We start from the raw sequence: 854 nt of genomic DNA, 5'->3' as shown, positions 1-854 counted from the left end.
AGTGGCCGTCTTCGACGCCTAAGAGATTGCCTTGGCGGTCGTAGGTGTAATCGACGGTATTGCCATCGGGCAGGGTTTTTCTGATCAGGCGTCCGGCGTAATCGCGCTCGTAGCGGGTAACCAACTGACTGCCGTCATCGCCGTGTTCGGTCTTCTGCGAAAGGTTGCCGTTGAGGTCGTAGACGTAAGCGGTGCGCTGACCGTCAAACCCGGTTTCCTGCTGGATCAGGCCGTTGTTGTGGTACTGGAGCCGGTAGGTTTCGCCAACTTCGTTTTCGATTTCGGTCAGCAGTAAACGCGCGTTGTCGTAGCGGTAGTTGACCTGGCTGCCATCGGCATTGATGCGGCGGCTGATCAGGTGCAGGCCGTCGGCGTATTCATAGCGGGTGATGTTCCCCAGTTCATCGCGTTCGGCGGTGATTTTTCCGTAGGGGTTGTAGCTGTATTCCCTGAACTCGCCGCCTGGCTGCACAACGCGAGTCAACCGACCCACGCTGTCCCACTGATACTGGGTCAGCGCGCCGTGCTCATCTTCCCGCGCAATCTGCCGCCCAAGATCGTCATAGCGATAACGCTTGATCCCACCATTCGGCAACTGCTCCTCAAGCAACTGCCCGCGCTCATTCCACACCAGCCGCTGACAGCTGTGATCCGGGTACCAAACCCCAATCAGTTGCCCATATTTGTTGTAGCTGTAGTCCGTAACGTGACCATCAGGATCGGTCTTACGAGTGACATCGCCCTGGTCATTGCGCTCATACTTCCAGACGGCTTCACCACGCCTTACAACCCGTACGAATCCATTGTCATGCTCGTAGGTCGTCGGCTCGTCATCCCCCGGAAACAACGCCACC

Annotated in this window: 1 pseudogene; it reads right to left on the bottom strand. The window is 57.5% G+C overall.

Annotated features, from left to right (window positions below):
* A pseudogene (locus tag BM70_RS31785) lies at positions 1–854 on the bottom strand (type IV secretion protein Rhs); the annotation flags it as partial.

The sequence above is a fragment of the Pseudomonas sp. CHM02 genome (genome assembly GCF_000612585.1).
Taxonomy (GTDB): domain Bacteria; phylum Pseudomonadota; class Gammaproteobacteria; order Pseudomonadales; family Pseudomonadaceae; genus Aquipseudomonas.
This window is presented reverse-complemented; position numbering and strand designations above follow the sequence as displayed.